This window comes from Nocardioides sp. NPDC051685 (assembly GCF_044453405.1).
Taxonomy (GTDB): Bacteria; Actinomycetota; Actinomycetes; order Propionibacteriales; family Nocardioidaceae; genus Nocardioides.
In genome coordinates this window covers 1-16,555 of the sequence record NZ_JBITCR010000022.1, presented here as the reverse complement: position 1 = coordinate 16,555, position 16,555 = coordinate 1, and the positions used below count along the sequence as shown (strand labels likewise).

At 64.5% G+C, this 16,555-nt stretch carries 21 protein-coding genes; 14 read left to right on the top strand and 7 right to left on the bottom strand.

Going from position 1 to position 16,555, the window contains the following annotated elements; genetic code table 11:
- Positions 1-105 precede the first annotated feature (105 nt).
- Positions 106-513 carry a hypothetical protein gene (locus ACIA03_RS29855; RefSeq protein ID WP_396989135.1) on the top strand — a complete coding sequence of 136 codons (408 nt, stop codon included), beginning with the start codon at positions 106-108 and terminating at the stop codon, positions 511-513.
- Positions 510-2,450: a caspase family protein gene (locus ACIA03_RS29850; RefSeq protein ID WP_396989134.1), complete on the top strand. Its 1,941-nt coding sequence runs from the start codon at positions 510-512 to the stop codon at positions 2,448-2,450. The genes ACIA03_RS29855 and ACIA03_RS29850 overlap by 4 nt, the downstream gene beginning before the upstream one ends.
- Positions 2,451-2,593: 143 nt before the next feature.
- Here ACIA03_RS29850 and ACIA03_RS29845 read toward each other — a convergent pair whose 3' ends face one another.
- The 3 genes from ACIA03_RS29845 to ACIA03_RS29835 form a co-directional block, all read right to left on the bottom strand.
- Complete coding sequence (locus tag ACIA03_RS29845) at positions 2,594-3,454, bottom strand: alpha/beta fold hydrolase (RefSeq protein WP_396989133.1); 861 nt, start codon at positions 3,452-3,454, stop codon at positions 2,594-2,596.
- A 67-nt stretch (positions 3,455-3,521) separates the two neighbouring features.
- The gene (locus ACIA03_RS29840; protein WP_396989132.1) at positions 3,522-4,682 is read right to left on the bottom strand and encodes a type II toxin-antitoxin system HipA family toxin; all 1,161 of its coding nucleotides are present in this window, start codon (positions 4,680-4,682) and stop codon (positions 3,522-3,524) included.
- A gap of 104 nt (positions 4,683-4,786) precedes the next feature.
- A complete protein-coding gene (locus ACIA03_RS29835; protein WP_396989131.1) occupies positions 4,787-5,095 on the bottom strand; it encodes a helix-turn-helix domain-containing protein in 309 nt (102 codons plus the stop codon).
- 212 nt (positions 5,096-5,307) lie between these two features.
- On the opposite strand from ACIA03_RS29835, the gene ACIA03_RS29830 reads away from it, so the two are divergent.
- The 5 genes from ACIA03_RS29830 to ACIA03_RS29810 all read left to right on the top strand — a co-directional run bounded on the left by ACIA03_RS29830 (position 5,308) and on the right by ACIA03_RS29810 (position 8,318).
- Positions 5,308-5,463 carry a hypothetical protein gene (locus ACIA03_RS29830; protein WP_396989130.1) on the top strand — a complete coding sequence of 52 codons (156 nt, stop codon included), beginning with the start codon at positions 5,308-5,310 and terminating at the stop codon, positions 5,461-5,463.
- 39 nt (positions 5,464-5,502) lie between these two features.
- Positions 5,503-6,012, top strand: coding sequence for a hypothetical protein (locus ACIA03_RS29825; RefSeq protein WP_396989129.1), 510 nt, complete (start codon positions 5,503-5,505; stop codon positions 6,010-6,012).
- A gap of 229 nt (positions 6,013-6,241) precedes the next feature.
- Complete coding sequence (locus tag ACIA03_RS29820; RefSeq protein ID WP_396989128.1) at positions 6,242-6,814, top strand: DUF4291 domain-containing protein; 573 nt, start codon at positions 6,242-6,244, stop codon at positions 6,812-6,814.
- Positions 6,811-7,344, top strand: coding sequence for a hypothetical protein (locus ACIA03_RS29815; protein WP_396989127.1), 534 nt, complete (start codon positions 6,811-6,813; stop codon positions 7,342-7,344). The genes ACIA03_RS29820 and ACIA03_RS29815 overlap by 4 nt, the downstream gene beginning before the upstream one ends.
- Positions 7,345-7,640: 296 nt before the next feature.
- A complete protein-coding gene (locus tag ACIA03_RS29810) occupies positions 7,641-8,318 on the top strand; it encodes a hypothetical protein (RefSeq protein ID WP_396989126.1) in 678 nt (225 codons plus the stop codon).
- A gap of 5 nt (positions 8,319-8,323) precedes the next feature.
- Here ACIA03_RS29810 and ACIA03_RS29805 read toward each other — a convergent pair whose 3' ends face one another.
- Positions 8,324-8,743: a hypothetical protein gene (locus tag ACIA03_RS29805; protein ID WP_396989125.1), complete on the bottom strand. Its 420-nt coding sequence runs from the start codon at positions 8,741-8,743 to the stop codon at positions 8,324-8,326.
- A 102-nt stretch (positions 8,744-8,845) separates the two neighbouring features.
- Between ACIA03_RS29805 and ACIA03_RS29800 the strand changes: the two genes are divergently transcribed.
- The 4 genes from ACIA03_RS29800 (at position 8,846) to ACIA03_RS29785 (ending at position 11,395) form a co-directional block, all read left to right on the top strand.
- Entirely contained in the window at positions 8,846-9,235 is a 390-nt protein-coding gene (locus ACIA03_RS29800) for a hypothetical protein (protein ID WP_396989124.1), read from the top strand.
- 184 nt (positions 9,236-9,419) lie between these two features.
- Positions 9,420-9,767, top strand: coding sequence for a carboxymuconolactone decarboxylase family protein (locus ACIA03_RS29795; RefSeq protein ID WP_396989123.1), 348 nt, complete (start codon positions 9,420-9,422; stop codon positions 9,765-9,767).
- A complete protein-coding gene (locus ACIA03_RS29790; protein ID WP_396989122.1) occupies positions 9,758-9,901 on the top strand; it encodes a hypothetical protein in 144 nt (47 codons plus the stop codon). The genes ACIA03_RS29795 and ACIA03_RS29790 overlap by 10 nt, the downstream gene beginning before the upstream one ends.
- A 294-nt stretch (positions 9,902-10,195) precedes the next feature.
- The gene (locus ACIA03_RS29785) at positions 10,196-11,395 is read left to right on the top strand and encodes a TIGR02391 family protein (protein WP_396989121.1); all 1,200 of its coding nucleotides are present in this window, start codon (positions 10,196-10,198) and stop codon (positions 11,393-11,395) included.
- 133 nt (positions 11,396-11,528) lie between these two features.
- On the opposite strand, the gene ACIA03_RS29780 is transcribed toward ACIA03_RS29785, so the two are convergent.
- Positions 11,529-12,425 carry a hypothetical protein gene (locus ACIA03_RS29780; protein WP_396989120.1) on the bottom strand — a complete coding sequence of 299 codons (897 nt, stop codon included), beginning with the start codon at positions 12,423-12,425 and terminating at the stop codon, positions 11,529-11,531.
- 163 nt (positions 12,426-12,588) lie between these two features.
- Between ACIA03_RS29780 and ACIA03_RS29775 the strand changes: the two genes are divergently transcribed.
- Both ACIA03_RS29775 and ACIA03_RS29770 read left to right on the top strand, forming a co-directional pair.
- On the top strand, positions 12,589-12,888 hold the full coding sequence (locus tag ACIA03_RS29775; RefSeq protein WP_396989119.1) for a site-specific integrase: 300 nt from the start codon (positions 12,589-12,591) through the stop codon (positions 12,886-12,888).
- On the top strand, positions 12,876-13,502 hold the full coding sequence (locus ACIA03_RS29770) for a tyrosine-type recombinase/integrase (RefSeq protein ID WP_396989163.1): 627 nt from the start codon (positions 12,876-12,878) through the stop codon (positions 13,500-13,502). Before ACIA03_RS29775 ends, ACIA03_RS29770 begins: the two co-directional genes overlap by 13 nt.
- A gap of 56 nt (positions 13,503-13,558) precedes the next feature.
- On the opposite strand, the gene ACIA03_RS29765 is transcribed toward ACIA03_RS29770, so the two are convergent.
- Positions 13,559-14,326, bottom strand: coding sequence for a hypothetical protein (locus ACIA03_RS29765; RefSeq protein WP_396989118.1), 768 nt, complete (start codon positions 14,324-14,326; stop codon positions 13,559-13,561).
- 1 nt (position 14,327) lies between these two features.
- On the bottom strand, positions 14,328-14,981 hold the full coding sequence (locus ACIA03_RS29760) for a hypothetical protein (protein WP_396989117.1): 654 nt from the start codon (positions 14,979-14,981) through the stop codon (positions 14,328-14,330).
- A 651-nt stretch (positions 14,982-15,632) separates the two neighbouring features.
- Between ACIA03_RS29760 and ACIA03_RS29755 the strand changes: the two genes are divergently transcribed.
- Entirely contained in the window at positions 15,633-16,436 is an 804-nt protein-coding gene (locus ACIA03_RS29755; RefSeq protein ID WP_396989116.1) for a DUF5677 domain-containing protein, read from the top strand.
- The last annotated feature ends 119 nt before the right edge of the window (positions 16,437-16,555 follow it).

The window sequence follows — 16,555 nt, the reverse complement described above, 5'->3', positions numbered from 1 at the left end:
CCCTTCTTGGACGAAGCGCCGTGCGACGGGAAGAAGGGGCTGACGAGCCGCCGGTCTGGGAGGACACTGATCCTGAGGGGAGTTCTGTTGAGCGAGGAGCCGAGGATGAGTCGCCAGATGACCATCACGATCCACGATCCTGATGTGGAGCGACTCGATGAGCTCAGTTCGGTCTTGCGCCGGGAGCTGCTGGACCTCGGCGTCGATGATGTCGAACGCGCGAGCGCGGGCGAGGCGCCTGCTGGCACCCGTGGCGTCGACTTCGCGGCGATCGGGGTTCTGCTCGTGGCCTTCCAGGAGCCGCTGGTCGCCGTGACCGCCATCGTGGGGGCGATACGGGGATGGATGTCCTCCACTCGCGGGGCCCACGCGGTCGAGCTCACCATCGGCGACCAGACGCTCAAGATCGACTCGGCGTCGCGGGAGCAGCAGGATCGGCTCATCGATGAGTTCGTCGCAGCCCTGCGCGGGTCCGGGGAGCCCGAGCCACCTACGTCCTCACCGGTGCCATGACCACGGGGCGGCGCAGCGCGCTGGTGGTGGCGAACGACACGTACGACGACCAGCGGTTGAGCAGGCTTCGCGCGCCCGCCACCGACGCCGAGCAACTGGCGCGCGTGCTCCGGAACGCCGAGATCGGGGGCTTCGAGGTCGAGGTGTCACTCAACGAGCCGGAGCATGTGGTCCGACGCAAGGTCTCCAGCTTCTTCGATGACCGCGGGCCCGACGATCTCCTCCTGCTGCATCTGTCGTGCCACGGGGTGAAGGATGAGGACGGGAGGCTCTACTTCGCCACACCGGACACCGAGATCGACCACTTGGACGCCACGTCCCTGCCCGCCGACTACGTGAACAGGCAGATGACGAGGAGCCGGTCCCGGCGCATCGTGCTGCTCCTGGACTGCTGCTACAGCGGCGCGTTCGCGCGCGGGATGATGAATCGCGGCGATGATCGCATGGACATCATGGAGCGTTTCGATGGCCGCGGGCGGATCGTACTGACGGCATCGAGCGCGATGGAGTACTCGTTCGAGGGCGACCAGCTTGCCGGCCAGGGCAAGCCGTCGGTGTTCACCTCGGCTCTGGTCGAGGGTCTGACCACCGGCGAGGCGGACCGGGACCGTGACGGCTTCGTGTCGGTCGACGAGTTGTACGACTTCGCCTTCGACCGGGTGCGCACCGTCACGCCGTCGCAGACTCCGGGCAAATGGGTCTTCGACGTGCAGGGAGACTTCTACATCGCCCGCAGCAACCGCCCACCCGAACCGGTGGACGTGTTGGCAGAGTTGCGTGGTGCCATCTCGAGTCCGTTCACCAACGTGCGTCTCGGTGCGGTGGAGGAGCTGGCCGCATTGCTGGACGACGAGGACTCCGCTCGCGCCGCCGCGGCGCGCATGGCACTGGACGACATGGCCGAGCATGACACCCAGCGTGTCGTGCGAGGGTCGGCCGAACGAGCTCGCAGGCCCGCCGAGCCCCCGCCCCCACCGCCCCCGGCCGCCCCGGAGCAGCCGACGGTCGTGGCGCCCCCACCAGACACACCCACACCTGCGGCCGAAGCACCTGTCGCGCGCGAGCCAGAGCCCAAGCCAGAGCCCAAGCCAGAGCCAGAGCCCGAGCCCCGCCCGCGGCCGGTGGCAGCTACCGAGCCCCAGCCACCCGCGTGGGTGCCGGCCGCCGCGTCAACAGCTGCCGTGGGGCTCCTGGCTGCGATTCCGTTGCCGTTGCTGGCCGAGACCACGACGTCCTGGAACTCGTTCGCGGTCGTCACGCCGTTCGAGGCAGCGCTTGCCGCCCTTGCTCTCCTCCTCGCTGCGGGCCGGCTCCGCCGTCAGCAGTTGGCCACCGCGTACGCAGCAGGACTGTTCATCGTGGTCGGGGTCCTCATGAGCGCCGCCGGCATCGGACTGGTGAAGTTCTCCCTCGAGGACATCGGCTACGTCGGTCTTGCGCTGAGTCTTCTTGTCCTGTGCGGCGGAGTGGGCGCTGTCGTGGCGGGCCGGGCGTGCTCGAGCGTGTCGTCGAGGGATCCCGACCTCGGTCCTGTCGAACCCGTCTGGCTCGTTTCGGCCATAGCGGGCACTGGACTGGCCACCCTCGCGCTCTTCATCCCCTACGACGGCTTCAGCTCGTTCTGGACCGAGGTCGAGGAAGGCGCAAGCGCCGAGTACATCTTCGAGCCGGCCGCAGTGGTCGGGTGCCTGGCCGTCGGCATGCTGACTCTTTCCTCCCGGCGTCGGTTCGCCACCGCCGTCCTTGTCTCTGCCGGTGCCCTCACCGCCGTCCACTACGTCGGGGTCGTCATAGCGGCCTGGCAGGCGATCGGCGAGGAAGGCGAGGTGCGTCCCGCCGGGTGGATCGGCATTGCCGGGGGCCTGCTGGTCGCCTTCGCCGCATGGCAGGTCCAGCAGTCGCTGACACGGGACGGCGCGGGGTCTGGCACAACCTGACCCGCTGAGAGGCCATCCACGGCGGACGTACGGCGCTCTGGGCCTCGTGTGGAAGGACTCGGGAGTACGGCACTTGGGCAGGTGTTTCGGCCGGGGTTCGACCTGACCGAGGAGCGGCGGAAGCGGGATGAGGCCGCCCGCAGTCAGGAATGAGCCGTGAGCCAGTCGATCACGTCGGCGGTGATCGCGTCGCGGTTGGTCTCGTTGAAGATCTCGTGGCGCGCCCCGGGGTAGAGCGTCACCGTCACATCCTTCAACCCGGCCTCGCGGTAACGCTGCCCCAGCAGCTCGACCAGAGCGCCACCTCCGGCAAGCGGGTCGGCGTCGCCGGAGACGACGAGAATCGGCAGATCGGAGCGGATCCCACCGATGGCTGCCGGGTCGGCGAGACGCTCGGCGCCGGCGAACAGCTGAGGCACGGCGGTGTCGGGCAGATCGAACCCGGACAACGGGTCTGCGACGTACGCATCGACCTCGGCCTCATCGCGCGAGAGCCACTCGAACCCGGTCCGCTGCTCGAACCCGGCGTTGAACGCCTCCAGCCCGACCGGACCCTCGGCGCTCGAGAGCGCACCAGCGAGTACGTCGAGGGCGGTCGAGCCCGACAGCACCACGCCGTCGTACAGGTCGGACCGGTCCAAGATCACCGTCTGCGCCGCAAAGGACCCCATCGAGTGGGCAACCAGGAACACCGGGATCCCGGAGAATTCATCGCGCAGCGAGGCACCCATGGCCGCGACGTCGGCCACCAGCGCCTCGAAGTCGAAGTGACCGAGCTGGTCGGCCGACGCGACGGACCCGCCGTGCCCGCGGTGGTCGACCGCCCGCACGACATACCCAGCCGCGACGAGAGCCCGAGCGAGCCGGTCGTAGCGCTGCCCGTGCTCGGCGATGCCGTGGGCAACCTGGACAACGCCCCGCGGCGCGGACAGCTCCTCCCCCCACGTCCGGGTCAAGAGCTCAGTGCCGTCGGTCGGTGAGACGAATGTGGCGGTGGTGGGCATGCGGCCTCCTGGTGACGGGGTGCCCATGCTGCCATTCCTGCGACGATCCCGCCGCCTGCTTTGCCGTTCAGCCGACCGCGGCGCGCAACCCGTCGAACGCGTCGGCCATACGGTTCATCTCACGTTCGGCGATGCCGTTGCCGGCTGCAACCTGACGCCAGTTCGCGGTCGCAGCGAACACTTCGTCCAACACTTCGGTAGCGCGTTCGTCCTTGAGACCGAAGGTCGCAGCGGAGGCCTTCAGTCCTTCGAGCTCTTCGTCTCTGGCGTGCGCGGACCCGATACCTATTTCGCGTTCCTTGGCGATGTCGGGATTGGGGTTGACGTCGAAGACCGGAGACAACGTCCAACCCGCCTGCCCGCGCAGGAACCCGTGATTACGGAGGTGGTCGTCGGTGTTGTGGATTGCGACCGAGAAAGCGACTCGACGCCACAGCTCGCGTAGGTCTTCGGCGATGGTGACGTCGCCGTGTTCGGCCAAGGCCTCTGCGATGTCGACGTAGTCGTACTCGCTGCTCTCACCATCTCGTGCCTCGAGCAGGCTCATGGCCGACATGTACGGGATACGACTGCCGTCATCTGCCCGGTCGAACCGGTCCAACAGCAAGACCGCCTTCCCGTTGACGCGCTGCAGACGACGCCGAGGCACCCGAAGCCCTGCGCTCTCGGCGAGATCGAGGGCTGTCTTCTCCCAGGCGATGACATCCCAGTCGTCTTTGGGGCTTGCGAACTTCGCAATCAGGATCCGGTCGCCGTCACGCACCGACGCCTTCGGTCGCGCGCCACCGAGCGACCCTGTACCCGCGTCCAAGAGCTCCTTGACTGCTGACAGGTCGTCATCATCGAGCTCGACCTGTTCTGCGGCATGCAAGAGCCGGGGTAGCTCCAACAGCTTTGGCACGTCAGGGTCATCGGCGAGGAACGGACCTTCTGTGCCGCTGTCGGTGTCGGTGAACCGAAGTGCCCCCTGTCTGGTGAGGTCGGTGACACCTAGCAGGTAGTCGACCTCCGTGACGTCACGACGGGTTCGCCCAGCGTCGGCGTCAGCGGCCTGCAACCGTTTACGAATCAGGTTCCTGCCCCAGCGGTCAGGAGCGCAGTCGGTGAAGCAGTACGGGAGCCCGTCTGCGATCGCGTGCGCTCCTTCGAACAGCGGCAACGCTGGGTCCAGCGGAAACGCCCGCTTGTGCGCCAGGTATGCAGACTCGTACCGGAACGTTGTGGCCACACCTCGCCGGCTGACTGCGAAGAACGCTCGCCCGACTCGGACCTCTTCGCGCCCAGCATGCCCTGCCGCGATTGGCAGTCCTGTGTACACGTCGACGCTTCGTCTCATCGGCGCACCCGCTTGGGCAGGGCAAGGTTCTGTTCAGCCAGCGACTGGCCCAGTGCCGTCTCGTAGGGGTTCATTCCTTCAGTGACAAAGTCGAGCACCCCAAGGACACGGCAGACTTCTAGGAACACGTCGAGACCGACGCTGGCGTCTCCCTGCTCGAGCTTTCGGAGCGTGTTTCGGGTGATGCCGGCACGGTCGGCTACCTGTTCTGCCGTCAGGCCTTGCAGACGGCGGAACGTAGAGACGTACTCTCCTAGCGTGCGGGCTGTACGCCGCGACTTCGCAGACAATGGGCGCTTCGGCATGGACATTCACCTTGACGTTGTAATGGTCATTACATTGACCATCGTACAGCGCATTGTGGTCAGCACAATGAGCATTGGGTGCGTCGTAACGATCTACAGGCTCAGCACCGGCGCGGCGGCCGAGACATCTGAAGTCTTTGCGTCCGCTAGCCCCTTGGCACGGGTCTTCGAGCGCCCAGATATCCGGACCGCGCCCCGCACATAGGAGCTGCATGATCAGGACCTACACGCTCACCGCCGAGCCGACGAACTCCCCGAACATCCGGCGGTCCAGGCCGTGCTCGGTCTCAGACTCGACCAAGCGCCCGTCGTTCACCCTCACCTCGACGACCGTGGCCATCCCCAACTTGGGGGACGTACCTCCCTGATGCAGCCCGAGGTGAACAGGCCGCCGCTGTCCTGGGTGCATGACGATCATGGGGGAAGCTGCACTGAGCGCTTGGCAGCAGAAGCTGTACGACGACCTTGCCGACGACGGCTACGTCTGGGACCTCACCCGGGCGTGGGCACACCAGCAGGAGACGAAGGACCAGCTGGTGGGACTGATCGAGGCATCGGCCGATGCAGCACGGCTGACCCCGCGCGACAAAGCCGTGATCGCGCTAGCGCAAGCAGCAGCGGTCCGTGGCTCCGACCGTGCCGTCGCGCGAAGCGAACGCCCGACCCACCGGGCCGACCTACTGCCCGCGATCACCGCGCTCACCGCCAGCGGAACACCGTTCAGCGGACGCGAGCAAGCCCTCGCCGCCTGGGCCCGCACCACCGGCCGCAGCACACCGCAAGACATCCAGCGTCTACGCGACGCAGGGTTCCAGGAGCCACAGATCGTTGCCCTGACCGTATACGCCGGGCTGAGCATGGCCCTCTCCAGCATCGACAGTGCCCTCGGCGCCCGCCCAGACATCGCCCTCGCGTAGGCCATCGATCCGGAACTACGAGCGGCCACCAGCCGGGAACGGGCCTCAGGATGACGCCGACAACCGGCGCTTGGGCGGTTCACATCGCCGCCAACAAGGTGGCGTGCTTCGTACAAGCCCACCATGCGTGAGCAACAGGGCAAGCCGTCGATGAGAAGCAGACAGTGGCGAGTCGACGGCCCATAACCCGTTGCATGTCGACGCGGCGGACCGCGAAACTCTAGGCAGAATGAGCATTCCGAAACACCAGATCAGAGCCACGTACGACACCGAGACCATCACCGTCTACCAGGCCTACTCCCCCGCGATCGCCGACCCGGCCGTCGCCGCCGGCACCTTCGTGCCACCGTTCAGCCTCACCAGGATGACGTGGATCAAACCGTCGTTCCTGTGGATGATGTACCGCTGCGGCTGGGCGACCAAACCGGGCCAGGAACGCGTCCTAGCTGTACGCATCACCCGCATCGGCTTCGAGTCAGCCCTGAGCCAGGCATGCCTCTCCCACTTCGACCGTGATCATCACGCGGACCACGACGCCTGGCGTAACGCGCTCCGCCGCAGCCCAGTCCGCATCCAGTGGGACCCCGAACGCACCCCCTCCAGCGCCGCGCTCCCCCACCGCTCGCTGCAGATCGGCCTCGGCCCCGAGGTCGTCCCGGCGTACGTCGACGACTGGATTGTCGGCATCGATGACATCACCGCCCAGCTGCCCGCCATCCGCTCGGGCGAACAGCCGCATCCCGCCGAGAAGCCCTACGGGTTGCCGTCCGACATCGCCGCACGAATCGGAGCTTCGGCTTGAGTCAGCCAGATCCACGCCACGAGGACTACTACTTCAACATCGCCAGCTACCAGCCGTCGTGGCGCAGCGGCCTACGTGCCATCAAGCTCGCGAACGGAAGACGCCTCGGACGTCTTCGCGGTCTATCCCTCACTCGATCTTGGCTCCTGTGGGAGCGGACGGATGACGAGTGGTTCGCCGACGCCCCGGTCGTGCTCGACTTTGCCGGCGAGCAGTTGGAGATCCAACATCAGAAGTTCGATGAGCTGTCGATCACGTGGAACACAATCGATCCGTTCCGGCAGGTTCCCTACCCGGACTTCGACCTCGCTTGGCGCGACGACGCCGTTGCCGAACTAGCTCGGCTGCACGCACGAACCGTCACCGCCGTGGACCTGTTGGAGTATCGAGGAGACGACATGGCGAATGGCATGGTCGCCGTCGGCATCGGGTTCGGCGAGGATTACCTCGTTATCCAGAACAATCTGGATGAGAACGGACTCGCGTTCGGTCCGCCGCAGCGTGAGTACTACCCTCACCCGATCCATTGAGGTGACCGTTGCGCTACCAGCGTTCAGGGCCATCGCCGTCGATCTCGTCCAAGAACGTCTCCGCGGCCTTCACAGCCAGCTCGATTCGAGCCTGGGCCCGGTCGCGTGGGTACGGCGCCGAGAACTGGTCCCGCATCATCGACGCCATCCGGCCGTACGCCTGAAGGCGCGAGCGTACGTGCGCCGGGCCGTCCCCTGGCTGCTGAGTTCTGGGGCGTTTCGAGGCATCGCCACGGGCAGGACGATCTGGCGATGCATTATGACATCTCCTCGTCGACAACTGAGCTGAGATCGCCATGGATGTCTCGATCACAACAGCGGAGATCATGGAGCGGCTGCCGGATCCCACGGACTGGCGGCGAGACCCCCTTGTCCGGTACCTGAGCTGCACCAGCGGCGACCTGCCGCCGCTGAGCTTCTTGGTCGACGAGGCACTCTCCAGCAAGAAGGCGTCGTGCCGGGCTGCAGGTCTCTTAACGCTCCGAGTGCGGTACGCCGCCGACGGCATGGCCACGTTCGTCACCGCGCTCCGAGATCGCTCCGGCGAGGTGAGTCTTCTGGCAGCGACCGCGATCGCGGAGCTGGGCGACAGCACCCAACAGCAGGAGTTCTTCGCCTGGGCCCGACGACGGATATCCCGGAAGTCGAGACTCAACAACTGGGACATGCACGAGCTGGTCGCGCTCGTCCAGTACAGCCATCGAGTCAACACGTTCGGTCAGCTGGCCCGACTCCTACGCCGGTATCACAGGAACCTTGCCCCCGACGAGCACGCCGTTCTCAACAGACACGCCTCCACGCTCCTCGACCCCGACGTCGACCCTGGAAGCATCTCGGACGCGGACGTCGGGGTCGACGCCATTGTCGATTGGGCACGCACTGCAACCGGCACCCTGTTCGGCGATCGTGACCTCGAGCCCGACGAGGTCGAGTTCGCGGAGGAGGACATCCGAGAACTGCTCGATTTACGGTGAGGCTGTCAGGCTCCGGTGATCGTCCACTCAGGCAGATCTCCGAACCCCAAGCGCCGGGTATGGCGCTCCTCTCCCCATGCGAACGACGTCTCGCACAGCCAGTCCTCGACACGCGAGCCCAGCTCCTGGAGCGCGTCGACCAACTCGGACGATTCATGGAGATCCGCCGTGCGCCCCAACCTCCACTCCGCTGCCTCGTTCGTAGGCTGATAGGTGGCGTGCACCCACACGTACTCGTGCCCATCGTCCCCATCGTCGGGAAACGTCCAATATGGCTCCCTCGGATCCCGCAGGGAACTGTCGTGCTCCGTCCCGGTCACGACAGCGACGGTGACCTCGGGGATCTCATGCTCTGTCAGCGCGCTGTGAATGAGCGGCCGGATGACCTGGTCCCGAAGCCTGCTCACGAACGACGTACGACTCATATCGCGCCTCCTTCGATCAGACTAGGCCCGGAACAGCCATCGTCACGTACGTCTCCGGGCAGGTGCTACACGGTTTCTCGGGTCAGGTGACATCCTTGGTCCATGGCCCAGATCTGTCGACGCTGCGGCAGGGCGGCGAGTTCGAGCGCGACAGACTTCGAGACCTTCGAGCAGATGCACTACGTCTGTTTCCACTACGAGTTCGAACACGGCGACGTTGATGTCGACGCGGAATGCGAGGCGGGCGGGTGCCCTTCCGCGTCAATCGCCGGGGGACGGAACGCTGTCGTAGAGACCGCGCGCGAGTTGGCGTTGGAGTCGGCGTCGGGCGCGCCATGGCCCAACGCAGAGCTCCATGAGTACCTCGAGGCCTTCGCCGCATGGCTGGATGACTCTGGCGGCATCTACGCGGAGAACGGCGACATGCGCGTTGTGGGCAACGGCTGGGAGGTTGTACGAGACGGTCTCCGCGCCGCTACGCGGTACGAATGACCGACCCTGTGTCGGATCCATCCCCAACACCAGGGACGTGTATCCCGAACCCGGCGCGAGGTCGGTGAGCTGCCCTTGTGCTGAGTACGTGACCTTCTTGGAGGAACCTGCGCCGAGTCCCGGGCAGAAGAAGCTGTACGCCCAGGACCTCGCCGACGACGGCTAGGTCTGGAACCTCACCCGGGTGTGGGCACATCATCCGGAGGCGAAGGAACAGCTCATGAGGCTGTTCGAGGCCACGGCCGAAGCCGCTGGGCTGTCCCCGAGGGACAAGGCCATGGTCGTGATCTCGCAGGCAGCAGCAGTCGGAGACTCCTACTGCGCTGACGTCTGGAGCAAACGCCTGACCAACTGGTCCGACCCGCAGACCGCGATCGCCGCCCTCGCAGCCGACGGACAGCCCTTCACCGAACATGAACGGGCCCTCGCCGCTTGGGCCCGCACTGTCGCCCGCTCCCCCGGCAGCAGCGCACCACAAGACATCCAGCGCCTGCGAGATGCAGGGGTCGAAGAGCTCAGATCGTGGCCCTGACCGTGTACGCCGGGCTGCGTACGGCTTTCTCCGGCATCAACAGCGCCCTCGGTGCCCACCCAGACATCCCTCTCGCCGACGCCCTTGAGCCGGCCGTGCTCGCGGCCATCACCTGGGGACGTTCCTGCGAGTGACGAGAGAGACGATCAAGCCGCCCCTTATCGCCCAGAATGACGCGTGCGCATCGCCCCACTGGCCTTGCCAGCGAAGAGCGACCACATTCACGCGGGGCCTCCCTTCGCCTGATGGACCGTCTGTTCCACATCGGCTGCGTCATCTGCTTGCGGCACACCTTCCGATTCGGGACGTAGGTGTTGCACTCGGGTGCATAAGCTCGGACCTTATGCCATTGTATCTGTGGTGGACCGCATTCCGCAGGAGGCGGCCCGCGAAAGCGGACCCCACGACATGAGGCGAAACAAGGAAGGATGAGCAGACTTACCATCGCACACAAGACTTTCCTCGAGGCTGCGCTCGAAATGAGTAGCGGTTACGTTCTAGACTTTAGCAACACTCGATTTGCGCAGTTCTTCGCGGACATGGGAATTGACATCTTTGAAGAAAGATACGCCGAGTATGGCCCCTCGAAAGCCAATCGCCTGCGCACCCTTTGGCAAATTGGATCGGAGGTCGAAGTTAGGGACTCACTCAATGCCCTAGCCGACTACATCGACGCCAAGAACGCAGTGGACGGAACCCGCCACGATGCCAGCGATGGCCAGGTCCAACGGATCCGCGAGATCACCGAAGAACTGAACGACGGGCTCAGCGAGGAGCAGGTCCACAGCGGACCCGTTGCTATCACTACTGAGGCGACAGTTACCGACAACCTGATCTCAATTGTTATCCACGAGGAACTCTACAGCCATATCAGCCCATACCTCAGAAGTGGCGATTACTATCACGCCGTCGAGGAGTCCTACAAACTAGTTCGAGAGAAGTTGCGTGACCTGACGGGAAAGGAGAAAGCGTCCGACATCTTCAATAACAGCGCTCAGAACGATGCGCACTATGGAGCCTTGTTCGGAAAGGCGAAGGCAACTGACGCCGCCGAAGCAGACTTCTTCCGCGGAGTGGGATACCTGCACCTAGGGGTTCAGCACCTACGCAACGAAAAGGCGCACACGCCCGCCAGCCCCCTGGAGCCCAACCTTGCCCTCCATTACATCGCTCTCGCGAGTCTCGCGTACGACCTCGTGACTAGGTACGTAAGCGAAGACACCATTCACGAGATCGAGGAATTTGTCCGCCAGAAGCGGCGCTCTTATCGAACAGCGTCGGCGTTTTATCGCGACTTCGAGGGCGGCCATTGGCTCCAAAAACTCGATCTTCCGATCGGCCTAACGTCAGCACCAGTTCGCAAGGCCCTGAAGGAGAAGTGGCTCGGCGAGGCTGACTTCACGCACAGTTTCGATCATAGCAATGTCATATGGATGCAACTCGAGCTGGTTACCGATCAACTCACACGGGAAGATCTCGATCGATTGCTCGACCTACCGACAAAGGACTCTTACGGTAACGATCAGCAGGCAGGCGAACAACAGTTCTTGGAGTTCGTCGACGAGAGATTTCCGACTATCCTGTCCGAGAAGGCCCGGCAACGCCTGGCCAACCTTCGCGAGAGCTAGACGCCGCGATCTAAGGGACGACAGCGCCACGGTAGGGAGGTCATTAATTCGTCGTTACGTGGAGGCAGGCACGACCGAACATATTCGATCTAGACCGTACCCGATGGCGCCAGAGCGAGCAGTCAACGGATCGCTAGACATCGAGGTCAGGTCTGTCATCTTCAGCCACCTCCGGATATTCGATGTCGGGAGCCGAGACTTCCAAGTACTCGAGGCACTGATCCCCGAACTGGGTCCTCCCATATCCGGACTCAATTGGGGACCCAGGCTTCTTGAGCGCCTTCGGCCGTCGATTGCTCGGGGGCCTCTTGCCGAGGTTGTCGACGATCCACTGAAGTTTCGCAACCTCATCCTGAAGCTCAATTATCAAGCGATCGTGTCGCTGTTCACTGCCGTACCCGTCTTGACTCGCCATTCCGGTGCGAACCAGCTCGGCCATTACGTTGATGGCTCCCTTGGTGCTGAGTCCCGCGCGCTCGGCAACCGCCGCCAACAGTGCGCCACGCCTGCCGCCCGCGCCTCGAGCCGACGATGTCGGGGTTGTCATCGGCCGCGGGCGCTGACGGGGCAGGTTGACCAGCACTCGGATGTGCGGCTCTTCAAGACCGGACAATCCTGCGACGATCAGCCGTTCCTCGTCCACGCGCGCCCCATCACCGGCCAACCCGTTCGCCAACGCACGACCCAGAGCGTCGATCTTGGACTGATTGGCGGTGAAGGCTGCAGCTTGAAGCGCTTCGGCGAACAATTGCGACTTCGCGTCCGTGGTGAAGGCCGCATCCGTTACGTCGGCTGGACCGACACGAAGGCTCTGGCTTGCCCTTTGAATCATCAGGCCCGCCGACCTCCGACGAACGTCGCTCAACTCGTCCCACGAGCGAGCAGCCAGTTCGATGAAGATGGGCTCGAGAGCAACAGCGACCACGGCGCCGGGCACCCCGCCGACGCTTGCGCCGACCATCGCAGCAATCGCCTTGCTGCCAACCTCCCGAACCGCGCTCCCAGTCGAATCGGACTCATCCGGCACCATGGCTTCATTCTCGCGCAGAGATGGCCAAGACGGTTGAGATCCGCGTGTTTCTGCAGCCAGCGGCGTTGGTCCCAACGTCGTTAGCGTTGCTCTGTCCGAGCGCCTCGCCGTGTTGGCGGCGAGCATGGCCAGGCCTCGCTTGGGTCGTCGCGTGAGGTGTCGCATGTCCACCACATCGAAGCTCCTGCCGTTCCAGCCCCTGTCGATGACGACCGCCGAGCTGGCCGCGGTCTCGTTCCTAGCCCGCTACTCGGGCCATACCCACGAGCTCTACTCCTACCAGCTGCGCCGCTGGTTCACGTGGTGCCAGACCAACGGGCTGGACCCGCTGACCGGGATCCAACGTGCCCACGTCGAGCTCTACATCCGCAACCTGGGTGAAGCCGGTCTCATGGCGTCCTCGATCAACACGATGATGCACGGGCTCCGTGGCTACTTCCGCTTCGCCACATCGACGGCCTGATTCCGGCCGACCCCGCCGTCTACGCACGGCTGCCCAAGGCGCACACGGACGAATCCCGAACCCAAGGCCTCGACCGACTCGAACTGATCCGCTTCCTTCAAATCGCCCAGACCATCACCGTCCACCACGGCGCCCTGGCCTACCTGTTGGGCATCAACGCGCTACGTGCCTCCGAGGCGGCAGCGGTCCGGATCGAAGACTACGCCGAGACACTGCGGGGCCACCGCGTGCTGCACCTGGTCGGCAAGGGCGACAAGCCCGCGACCATGCCGCTGACCGTCCCGGTCCTCCGCGTCCTGGAGGCTTGCCGGGGCGAACGGAAGACCGGTCGGCTGATCCTGCGGCCGGTGTCGGGCAAGCCGATCGACCGTCGCGATGCCTACCGGATGGTCACGCGGGTCGCGAAAGCCGCGGGGATAACGCGGCACATCAGCCCGCACTCGTTACGGCACGCAGCGATCACCAACGCCCTCGACGCCGGTGTCCCGCTCCGTGACGCCCAGATCCTGGCCCGGCACGCGGACCCCAGAACCACCGAGCACTATGACCGCGCCCGCGGGAACCTCGACCGCCACGGAGTCCACTTCCTCACCGCCTACGTCGCCGGCGTCTGAACACTCAGCACGCGCACGTCAACTTCGCCCACCAAGACGCCCCTCAGCGGCCAGCCTCAGGATGCCGTCTTTGGCAACAGGGTCTCTTCGACGTACTTCTCCCCCTTCGGCGAGATCCGTGCGGCGTCGCCCGCCTTCTTGAACTCAATGAAGCGCTCCTCGTGCAACCTTCTCAGCGCGCGCCGCAGGTTTCCGGGCAGCTTCTCGAGATGGTCGGCGAGCCGTTTGTCGGTCGCGCCCTTTGGCTCGCTGTAGAGCAGGAGCAGCACGGCGTCGCGGTCTGAGAGGCCGGTCTCAAGCAGGCGGCGCACCTCTCCTACCTCCCAGATCATCGGGAGCTTCCTGTCTACCAGCGCGTCCACGAGTGCGGTGGCCGTTTCGACGTCGGTGTCGTGGAATATCCGCACCAACTCGGCCATCACCCACTGGCACGAGTGCAGGAGGAACGTCGCGTCCATGTGGTTCGCGTTGACCTCGCCTCCCACGTGGCCGACGCCCCGTCGGTTGCGTACGTCGTATAGCCCGACCAGCACACGTGGGATCGTCAGTCGGACAGAGTCGGAGTAGGTAACGGGAGCGTTCTCCAACTTCTTGCACGCGTCGTTGAAACGCGACGGCTTGTTCGCCTTGTTGGCGTAGTTGTCGCCGTTGAGGTGGCCCTCCAAGATCGTGAAAACGATCTCGCAGAACCAGCCCGCATCCAGTTCCGACGCCTTCCAGCGCCGCTCGCGGTAGTTTCGCACGATCTCGTCATACGCCTGCAGTAGTTCGTCGCGCAGGCCCTGGGGCAGACGCCCCAGGGCCTGCTTGGCGTCGAGCGTCACCTCAGCCGGTCTTCTTCGCCTCCGAGGGCATCTTGGTCGAGAGGTAGTTCTCGCCCTTCCAGACGACCTTGATCGCCTTGGTGCTGGCCGTGTCGATCCAGCCGGTCCGGCTCGCGTTGCTGCGCAGAGTCTTGTCCGGGTGGGCGGGGGCACTCCAGCCCGCTGCCTGGTAGGCGGCGAGGATGTCACCGATGCCGACCTCGGAGAGGCCCATCATCTCGCTGAGGTAGTAGCAGGCGATAAGGGACTTTTCGTCGTTGTTCTTCGGCGCCTTCTCGGCGATGTAGTTCTCGAAGGTCGGGTGACCCTTGGGAGCGAAGTTCAGCCCACGGGTGATCGTGAACGACTTCTTCGAGCTGCTCCGAACCCGGCGGCGACGGCCCCCACCGCCATCCGACTCCTCCGCCTCGTCCTCGCCAGGGTCGACGTCGGCGCCCAGGTCCGGCGGCGTGATAATGCGGAGCCCTTCGACGTTCCGCGTCTCGGGAACGCCGCGGTCGGCCAGACCGAGCGAACAGACGATGGCCTCGAAGGCCTTCCGCTGCACACGCTCGGATGTGAAAGAGTTGACGAACTCCGCGATCTCGGACCGGTTGGCGAGCAGCCGGTCGAAGTTGTCGCTGTTCTCATGGTTCTGCTGTTCCTGCGAGGTCATAACACTCCGGTGGAGTAGTAGCTTTCCCGCTTTGACTGCGGCTCAGCTCAGGACGCTCGGACCAACAGGCGTCCCGGTGCTTGCGTCCGGACTGTGCCTGAGTAAGGTTCACCGTGTTACGCCAATAACAACGCTGGACCTCGGCCCGAAGCCTGTGCTTGGACCGGGGTCTTTGCGGCTTCGAGACTCATCATACGAGTGGCGAACGACAGCCTTGTGGTTCAATCCACTGAACCAGGACGCAAGGTGGCAACTGGATCGCCACTCCAGTCCCACGTGTGTCCTCAAGCCCCAGTAGTACGCGGTCGATCCCGGCCAGGCGGCGGGCGACACACCCTTCCATGTGCTTGACAGTCATTTCACGGAGCTATAGAGCGCCACTGTAATCACCCGGCGTGGCCAGCACGACCGCCCGCAAGGAGACGTACTAGAGGCCACGCCAGTCTGGTGGCTGGACGAAGACGAGACTGATCACGCGATCATCAGGCAGGACATCGTGACCCGAGAAGACCCTCGAACGCCAACGCTCCGAAGTTGCGTCTATCCACCACACTTGATGGTCAGTCGGTCTACTAGGCTGGAGAAGGCCATCTGTCGCTTCGCCACTCCTGGCGCTAGTCCGACGTCCGCACTACCAAGGGGGCGATCCGTTTGGCGACGGAGTCAACGGTTCCGAACGAGGCCACGCTGCGCGCACTGTGCGCCGATCTCCTGAACGACTGGCATACGACGCTGGCCTCGGCCGACGGATCGATGAGTCTTGGCCGGGACGATCAGGACGTCGACCCCGTCCGCTTTGCAACTGCGTTTGCGTTCGTCGCACATGCACATCATCTCGTCGGCACTGCCTGCCGCTTGTTGCACGAAAGAGACTATGCGGCCGCGGTACCCCTTCTCCGCGTCGCTTACGAGTCAGCCGTCACGGCCGTTTGGGCTGCCGACTCTCCGGAAGCTGCTAAGGCGCTGGAGCTAGAGATGCTGCGTGGCGTGAAGAACCTGCGGACAGGTTTGCTCGAAACTGGCTTGTTCGAGGAGGTGCTCGAGACGTTTCCCGAGCCGACCGAGCGCCTTACGAAGGAAGACGTGACCAAAGAGGCGCAAGCACAGTCGCGTCGGTTCAATGAGATGTGTGATGCACTTGAGCCGGAGCCGGTTTGGCTTTACCAGCAGTTCCGGTTGCTCTCTTCCTACGCACACCCTTCCGGTTCGGTCATCAACATGTTCGCACCCAGTGGTGACGAACATCTTCTCGCAACCCCAGCTGCAGCCGACGTGCAAGCCTATTTGTCTTGGTGGTTCAGCGCCGCGATGATCCTCCTCCACGCGGGCCAAGCTCTTGATCGGCTCGATCGGGATGCCAAACGAGCGGGGACACTGGCGGCCGCCGGAGAACTCCTCGGCTGGGAAACCCCTCTTAGATTGAAGAGTTCTGTACGTGAGGCCCTCGACGACTGAATCGGGTTCGGCCCGAGCGTCATACCGGCTCCCTTCTGTTGTCAACCGGTCTGGCGTAGCGTCTTGTCTGCGGGTCCGGGAAGTGGCTGATCCGAAGTGTCGATGAGCAGGGGAAGGTC

Bases quoted from the DNA above. Each gene is read 5' to 3' on its own strand.
- ACIA03_RS29855 (WP_396989135.1), top strand. From the start codon at position 106: ATGAGTCGCCAGATGACCATCACGATCCACGATCCTGATGTGGAGCGA.
- ACIA03_RS29850 (WP_396989134.1), top strand. From the start codon at position 510: ATGACCACGGGGCGGCGCAGCGCGCTGGTGGTGGCGAACGACACGTAC.
- ACIA03_RS29845 (WP_396989133.1), bottom strand. From the start codon at position 3,454: ATGCCCACCACCGCCACATTCGTCTCACCGACCGACGGCACTGAGCTC.
- ACIA03_RS29835 (WP_396989131.1), bottom strand. From the start codon at position 5,095: ATGCCGAAGCGCCCATTGTCTGCGAAGTCGCGGCGTACAGCCCGCACG.
- ACIA03_RS29830 (WP_396989130.1), top strand. From the start codon at position 5,308: ATGATCAGGACCTACACGCTCACCGCCGAGCCGACGAACTCCCCGAAC.
- ACIA03_RS29825 (WP_396989129.1), top strand. From the start codon at position 5,503: ATGACGATCATGGGGGAAGCTGCACTGAGCGCTTGGCAGCAGAAGCTG.
- ACIA03_RS29820 (WP_396989128.1), top strand. From the start codon at position 6,242: ATGAGCATTCCGAAACACCAGATCAGAGCCACGTACGACACCGAGACC.
- ACIA03_RS29810 (WP_396989126.1), top strand. From the start codon at position 7,641: ATGGATGTCTCGATCACAACAGCGGAGATCATGGAGCGGCTGCCGGAT.
- ACIA03_RS29805 (WP_396989125.1), bottom strand. From the start codon at position 8,743: ATGAGTCGTACGTCGTTCGTGAGCAGGCTTCGGGACCAGGTCATCCGG.
- ACIA03_RS29800 (WP_396989124.1), top strand. From the start codon at position 8,846: ATGGCCCAGATCTGTCGACGCTGCGGCAGGGCGGCGAGTTCGAGCGCG.
- ACIA03_RS29785 (WP_396989121.1), top strand. From the start codon at position 10,196: ATGAGCAGACTTACCATCGCACACAAGACTTTCCTCGAGGCTGCGCTC.
- ACIA03_RS29780 (WP_396989120.1), bottom strand. From the start codon at position 12,425: ATGGTGCCGGATGAGTCCGATTCGACTGGGAGCGCGGTTCGGGAGGTT.
- ACIA03_RS29775 (WP_396989119.1), top strand. From the start codon at position 12,589: ATGTCCACCACATCGAAGCTCCTGCCGTTCCAGCCCCTGTCGATGACG.
- ACIA03_RS29760 (WP_396989117.1), bottom strand. From the start codon at position 14,981: ATGACCTCGCAGGAACAGCAGAACCATGAGAACAGCGACAACTTCGAC.